We start from the raw sequence: 6,405 nt of genomic DNA, 5'->3' as shown, positions 1-6,405 counted from the left end.
CTCGAGATGAGATTTCCCACAGCATTAAGCTGGTAAGATCCCTTAGAGATGATGAGGTAGATAGGTTCGGGGTGGAAGCGTGGCAACACGTGGAGCTGACGAATACTAATCGATCGAGGGCTTAACCGATTATATTGGAAAACGTTGCGAGTGCTATCTAGTTTTCAAGGAATAATATTTTTCTTGATCTTTACAAAGAAATATAGTAAGATATATCTTGTCCTTGGTTAAACACTTTCTAGTGGATCAACCATTGATTAGTCTGGTAATGATGGCGAAGAGGTCACACCCGTTCCCATGCCGAACACGGAAGTTAAGCTCTTCAGCGCCGATGGTAGTTGGGGGATCTCCCCCTGCAAGAGTAGGACGTTGCCAGGCTGACCAATATTCCACAGTAGCTCAGTGGTAGAGCAATCGGCTGTTAACCGATCGGTCGTAGGTTCGAATCCTACCTGTGGAGCCATTATGCTTCCATAGCTCAGCAGGTAGAGCACTTCCATGGTAAGGAAGGGGTCATCGGTTCGAATCCGGTTGGAAGCTCCAGGACATGGCCCGTTGGTCAAGCGGTTAAGACACCGCCCTTTCACGGCGGTAACACGGGTTCGAATCCCGTACGGGTCACCAATATAAACATCATTTTTACTCTGTGGAGGATTAGCTCAGCTGGGAGAGCATCTGCCTTACAAGCAGAGGGTCGGCGGTTCGAGCCCGTCATCCTCCACCATTTTTAATAATTGATTTACCTTCAGGAGTACTCTGTAGAGTGCACTGTTTTTTATTTGTAAGTTTGAATGATTTTGCCGGCCTAGCTCAATTGGTAGAGCAACTGACTTGTAATCAGTAGGTTGGGGGTTCAAGTCCTCTGGCCGGCACCATTTTTTCTCACTTGTGGAGGGGTAGCGAAGTGGCTAAACGCGGCGGACTGTAAATCCGCTCCCTCAGGGTTCGGCGGTTCGAATCCGTCCCCCTCCACCAGTAAGAGCCATTAGCTCAGTTGGTAGAGCATCTGACTTTTAATCAGAGGGTCGAAGGTTCGAGTCCTTCATGGCTCACCATATGCGGAAGTAGTTCAGTGGTAGAACATCACCTTGCCAAGGTGGGGGTCGCGGGTTCGAATCCCGTCTTCCGCTCCAAATTTCATATGCGGGTGTAGTTTAGTGGTAAAACCTCAGCCTTCCAAGCTGATGTCGTGGGTTCGATCCCCATCACCCGCTCCAAATGGGGCCTTAGCTCAGCTGGGAGAGCGCCTGCCTTGCACGCAGGAGGTCAGCGGTTCGATCCCGCTAGGCTCCACCAATTTCCTTAAACCTTGTTTAGGGTTTTTTTTATGGTTGAATTTAATTGTGACTGACACCTCTATTTTACAAGTTACTCTCTAACCACATTTCTCCTTAAACTATTTCCTACCTCCCTTCATAATTATCCGTAAAACCTTCCAATTTACGTAATTGTATGAATATTTATTCGTGTTTTGTGTCTGGTTGAGTCATTTACCGAGATCTGGGTAAAATAGAGCTAGACTAGGATACGAGGAGGACTACATAATGAATCATGAACTTTCAATTATCGGTGTACCAATGGATCTTGGCCAAATGAGACGCGGGGTGGATATGGGACCGAGCGCCATTCGATATGCAGGAATTGTAGAACGTTTAACAAAGTTGAGTTATGAGATTGAAGATCTTGGAGACATTGAGATCGGAAGACCAGAAAAACGACCAGAAGATCAGGATCATCAGTTAAAGAACTTAAAGGAAGTGGCTGATGCAAGCGAAAAGCTTTCTAATGTGGTTCATGACGTTATAAATCGAAAACGTTTTCCACTTGTTTTTGGTGGAGATCATAGTATTGCGATTGGTACACTTGCGGGTGTAGCTCGTAATTATGATAATTTAGGTGTGATCTGGTATGACGCACATGGTGATTTAAACAATTCTGAGACATCACCATCTGGAAATATTCACGGAATGCCGCTTGCCGTAAGTCTTGGTATCGGGGATGAATCCTTAACTGGAATTTCAGGATATACTCCTAAGATTAAACCAGAGAACATTGTGATTATTGGAGCCCGTTCACTTGATGAGGGAGAGCGCGAATTGATTAAAGAAAAAGGCATTAAAGTTTATACCATGCATGAAATAGATCGAATGGGTATGACGAAAGTAATGGAAGAAGCGATTGAGTATGTGTCTAAGGGTACTGATGGTGTACATTTAAGCCTGGACCTTGATGGACTTGATCCTCACGATGCACCGGGAGTAGGAACGCCAGTACTTGGTGGAATCAGCTATCGCGAAAGTCATCTTGCCATGGAAATGCTAGCAGAAGCTGATATTTTAACATCGGCTGAATTTGTGGAAGTAAATCCGATTTTAGATGAAAAAAATAAGACGGCTACAGTGGCTGTTGCTTTAATGGGATCTTTGTTTGGCGAAAAATTAAAATAAATAAAAACAGCGGCTTTCTTCATTAGAAAGCTGCTGTTTTTTTATTCCAACGCTGATCATATTCGTTTAAAAGATAATCAAGATAAGTGCTGATTTCAATAATTTCTGAAGAACTAAGAGGCTGATTTCGTGCTAATAAGTTCATTTTATTACGTGAAGCTTCAATTTCTTTCAGTAAATGTTCTTTTTCCGATCCAATTTGAAAGCTTATTTTTCGATTCAACCTTTCCATGAGCCGAACCACCCTTTCAATAATTTATACCCTTATTACCCAAGTTACATATAAAATAAACTTCTTTTTCTAGAAAATTATGTATTTCCATTCTAAAGCGCATTTCAAACGTGATAGAATAGGAAAAGATCATATAATTTTTTTTCAAAAAAAATGAAACTTTGTTTTTCCTGATACGTAACTATAATAGCCGCAGGAATCAGCGGGGGTTGAGAAAACATGGACGCGATAGTAAAGCGAATCGTTTTAAAAGTAAGAAAAGGGGATCATAATGCATTTGGAGAGCTAGTAGAGCTTTATAAAGATCGAGTCTTTGCTCTTACTTACCGAATGCTAGGCAATAGACAGGAGGCTGAGGACGTGGCTCAGGAGGCATTTATACGTGCCTATACGAATATTGATCGCTACCAGATCGACCGTAAATTCTCGACCTGGTTATATCGGATTGCCACAAACTTGTCTATTGATCGAATGCGAAAAAAGAAGCCGGATTATTATCTTGACGCTGAAGTAGCTGGTACAGAGGGGCTAACGATGTATTCTCAAGTTTCTACAGAAGAACCATTACCTGAAGAAGAAGTGGTTTCTTTAGAAGCACAAGAAGGCATTCATCAAGCCATTTTAAGCTTGCCAGCAAAATATCGAAGTGCTATAACGTTAAAGTATATCCAAGAATTATCGCTCAAGGAGATTAGTGAGATTCTCGATTTACCAGTTGGTACAGTCAAAACCCGTATTCATCGGGGGAGAGAAGCACTTAGAAAGCAGCTTCGCGAGCAGTGAGAAAGGGGGAGAAGCTATGAAATGCCCTGCTGAAATAATTGTCCTCATGCATGAAGTGCTTGATGAAGAAGCTACGAACGAACAACGCCGTGAGCTATTTGATCATTTGCAAACGTGTCATGATTGCAAAGAACATTATGACGAATTGAAGAAAACGGAATCGTTTCTCCTCAGCTCGCCTTCTATGAAGGCACCCGATGGTTTTACATCAAAGGTAATGGAGCAACTACCACAAGAGAAGCGCACGGTGTGGATGAAGAGATGGATGAAGTCACATCCATTGGTTACAGCTGCAATCTTATTCCTTGTTTTAATGGCGGGTTCCGTTTATTCCTCCTGGACGAGTGAGGATCAATTATCTGCCTTGTCTGGGAATTTAAGATTTGATCAGGAAACCAACACAGTGATTGTTCCTGAGGGTGAAGTGATTGAGGGCGATTTAACGGTTAAAAATCGCAATCTTGAAATAGATGGCCAAGTTAAAGGAGATGTCCTGGTTATTAATGGCGAACAGTATATGGCCTCAGCTGGACAGGTAACAGGAGAGATTGAAGAAGTCGATCATATTTTAGACTGGACTTGGTATCAATTTAAACATCTTTTGCATGATATCGGAAATCTCTTTTCAAGTGAAGATAAAAAGTAAATCGTCTGATAGGCGGTTTACTTTTTTTTTAGCTAAATCTGTTTCATTTTCTTTAAAAGTTATCCTGTGTCATTCACTCTGTTTATGAGTGCATTTTTTTGAAGTTGTCAAAAATATGATATAATTAAAAAGTTACAAATGTATATTAGCAATGCAATTGAAGTGAACTTCAGGCTAAATACAATACGTTTGGAGGAAGAGCCGTGCTGCCTGTTGGAAATGTAAACGTACTCGATTACATAACTGAGATTATTGATATTTTACTCGTTACGTATGTGATATATAAAATTATTATGCTTATTCGCGGCACGAAGGCTGTTCAGCTTCTTAAGGGAATAACCGTTATTATTGCAGCCTGGTTTTTAAGTAGCTTTTTCGAGCTGAATACCCTGCACTGGATTTTGGAGCGGGTCGTGCTCTATGGACTGCTTGCGATTATTATTATCTTTCAACCAGAGCTTCGGAGAGCCCTTGAACAGTTAGGACGTGGGCGATTATTTGCTCGATCAGCTGTTGAAGAAGAAGAGACGAATAAAATGGTTGAAGCCATCATTAAGTCGTCATCCTATATGGCGAAACGAAGAATTGGAGCTTTGCTTTCCATTGAGCGTGAAACTGGATTGAATGATTATGTAGAGACAGGAATTCCCATGAATGCTAAACTGACTTCGGAGCTTTTAATTAACATTTTTATTCCGAATACGCCACTTCATGACGGAGCAGTCATTTTAAAGAAAGATGAAATTCTTGCTGCCGCTTGCTATTTGCCTTTATCAGAGAGCCCTTTTATTTCGAAGGAGCTTGGTACGAGGCATCGAGCTGCCCTTGGTATTAGTGAAGTGACAGATAGCTTAACACTTGTTGTTTCTGAAGAGACAGGGAGTATCTCACTGACAAAGAACGGGGAACTTCATCGAAATTTATCTGAAGAGGCTTTACGTGACTTGCTTAATGCTGAATTGAATCCGTCTGTATCAAAAACCGAGACTTCCAACCGTTTTAGTAATTGGAGGGGGAAAAAGTAATGGACAAATTGTTGACGAGTAATTGGTTTGTCAAAATCATCTCTTTTCTTCTCGCTCTCATGCTTTATACGATCGTTGCAATGCCTGATGCTTCAACATCAAATACAAATGGTGTTTTACAGCCTCAGACTGAATCAGAACGGATACCGAATATGGAACTTGAGGTTCTCTATGATGAAGAGAACGTTGTTGTATCGGATTTGCCAGAAACAGTAGATGTTCTTGTTGAAGGGCGGACAGATGGTTTAATGTTATCGAAGCTGACAAACAAAGAAATTTATGTGGATTTACGAAACCTCACGCCTGGTCAACATCTTGTAACAGTGAAGCATCGAGATTTTCCAGAAAACGTAGATGTGACGATTGATCCGGTTCGAGTGTCCGTCACCATTGAAGAGAAAAAATCGAACACGTTCCAGGCTGGAATCAACTTATTAAAGGCAGAAGAACTCCCTGAAGGGTATTCGACAGAAGAGCCAATTGTTTCACCAAAGACCGTTACGGTCACAGGTGCAAGCTCAAAACTTGAACAAGTTGCTTTTGTGAGGGGATACGTGAATGTTAGCGGTGCAAAAGAAGAAGTGAATGAAAGAATTACACTAAATGTATACGATGCGAATATGGAAGAAATACAAGGATTGTCAATTGATCCTGCCGTTGTTGATGTGAAGGTACCAGTGAAAGCTCCTTACAAGAAGGTGCCAATTAAGCTTGATCAAAAAGGCAAGCTTCCTGAAGGTACTAGTATTTCATCAATTGAAATTGAACCTAAGGAAGTCTCAGTCTTTGGTCCGGAAGAGGAACTGAAAAAGCTAGAGTTCCTTGATGGTATACCGCTTGATGTATCAGAGATTACGAAAGATACAACCATTGAACTCGATGTGCCGGTTCCTGATGGAATGAAAAAAGTGGATCCTGAGAAAGTAAAAGCAAAAATTACAGTTGGTAAAGAGGACGAAAAAGCATTTGAAGATGTCCCGATTAAAGTCACCGGAATCTCTGATGGCTTAACAGCAAATATATCACAACCGGAGCAAGGTTCAACGAATCTGACCCTTTATGGTGTATCCAGTGTCCTTGATAACATTCAGAATGGAGACTTTCAGGCTTATATTGATGCAAGTGGCTTGTCTGAAGGAGATCACGAACTCGAATTACAGTGGAACGGGCCATCATATGTACGTTGGTCAGGTTCGGATACAAAGGTTAAGCTGAAAATAGAGAATAGTTCGTCCTAACAGGGACTGCGTGATAATAAAGGAGAGAGTAAAT

Annotated in this window: 6 protein-coding genes, 10 tRNA genes and 2 rRNA genes; 17 read left to right on the top strand and 1 reads right to left on the bottom strand. The window is 41.5% G+C overall.

From position 1 onward, the window contains the following. The 13 genes from PQ511_RS20615 to rocF form a co-directional block, all read left to right on the top strand. Positions 1-129, top strand: a 23S ribosomal RNA gene (locus PQ511_RS20615); the annotation flags it as partial. A 132-nt stretch (positions 130-261) separates the two neighbouring features. Beyond that, a 5S ribosomal RNA gene (rrf, locus tag PQ511_RS20610) occupies positions 262-378 on the top strand. A 10-nt stretch (positions 379-388) separates the two neighbouring features. Further along, positions 389-463 (top strand) — tRNA-Asn (locus tag PQ511_RS20605). A 4-nt stretch (positions 464-467) separates the two neighbouring features. Continuing rightward, positions 468-543: transfer RNA gene (locus PQ511_RS20600), tRNA-Thr, on the top strand. A 6-nt stretch (positions 544-549) separates the two neighbouring features. Continuing rightward, a tRNA-Glu gene (locus tag PQ511_RS20595) sits at positions 550-624 on the top strand. A gap of 24 nt (positions 625-648) precedes the next feature. Further along, positions 649-724, top strand: a tRNA-Val gene (locus tag PQ511_RS20590). 75 nt (positions 725-799) lie between these two features. After that, positions 800-875 (top strand) — tRNA-Thr (locus PQ511_RS20585). A gap of 15 nt (positions 876-890) precedes the next feature. Next, positions 891-975, top strand: a tRNA-Tyr gene (locus PQ511_RS20580). Between the two features lie 4 nt (positions 976-979). After that, positions 980-1,055 (top strand) — tRNA-Lys (locus PQ511_RS20575). A 3-nt stretch (positions 1,056-1,058) separates the two neighbouring features. Next, positions 1,059-1,133: transfer RNA gene (locus PQ511_RS20570), tRNA-Gly, on the top strand. 10 nt (positions 1,134-1,143) lie between these two features. Then, positions 1,144-1,217: transfer RNA gene (locus PQ511_RS20565), tRNA-Gly, on the top strand. Positions 1,218-1,220: 3 nt separating this feature from the next. Beyond that, positions 1,221-1,296: transfer RNA gene (locus PQ511_RS20560), tRNA-Ala, on the top strand. Between the two features lie 248 nt (positions 1,297-1,544). Next, positions 1,545-2,447 (top strand): arginase, encoded by a 903-nt coding sequence (gene rocF, locus PQ511_RS20555; protein ID WP_273853859.1) that lies wholly within the window; start codon positions 1,545-1,547, stop codon positions 2,445-2,447. 22 nt (positions 2,448-2,469) lie between these two features. Here rocF and PQ511_RS20550 read toward each other — a convergent pair whose 3' ends face one another. Continuing rightward, a complete protein-coding gene (locus tag PQ511_RS20550) occupies positions 2,470-2,679 on the bottom strand; it encodes an aspartyl-phosphate phosphatase Spo0E family protein (RefSeq protein WP_273853858.1) in 210 nt (69 codons plus the stop codon). A 219-nt stretch (positions 2,680-2,898) separates the two neighbouring features. On the opposite strand from PQ511_RS20550, the gene sigW reads away from it, so the two are divergent. The 4 genes from sigW to PQ511_RS20530 all read left to right on the top strand — a co-directional run bounded on the left by sigW (position 2,899) and on the right by PQ511_RS20530 (position 6,371). Beyond that, on the top strand, positions 2,899-3,462 hold the full coding sequence (sigW, locus tag PQ511_RS20545) for an RNA polymerase sigma factor SigW (protein WP_273853857.1): 564 nt from the start codon (positions 2,899-2,901) through the stop codon (positions 3,460-3,462). A 16-nt stretch (positions 3,463-3,478) separates the two neighbouring features. Then, complete coding sequence (locus PQ511_RS20540) at positions 3,479-4,108, top strand: anti-sigma factor family protein (RefSeq protein ID WP_273853856.1); 630 nt, start codon at positions 3,479-3,481, stop codon at positions 4,106-4,108. A gap of 206 nt (positions 4,109-4,314) precedes the next feature. Further along, complete coding sequence (gene cdaA, locus PQ511_RS20535) at positions 4,315-5,133, top strand: diadenylate cyclase CdaA (RefSeq protein WP_224591517.1); 819 nt, start codon at positions 4,315-4,317, stop codon at positions 5,131-5,133. Continuing rightward, positions 5,133-6,371 (top strand): CdaR family protein, encoded by a 1,239-nt coding sequence (locus PQ511_RS20530; RefSeq protein ID WP_273853855.1) that lies wholly within the window; start codon positions 5,133-5,135, stop codon positions 6,369-6,371. Before cdaA ends, PQ511_RS20530 begins: the two co-directional genes overlap by 1 nt. Positions 6,372-6,405: the final 34 nt, after the last annotated feature.

Origin of the sequence: Guptibacillus spartinae (assembly GCF_028610625.1) — a bacterium.
Classification (GTDB): Bacteria; Bacillota; Bacilli; order Bacillales; family Guptibacillaceae; genus Guptibacillus; species Guptibacillus spartinae.
This window is presented reverse-complemented; position numbering and strand designations above follow the sequence as displayed.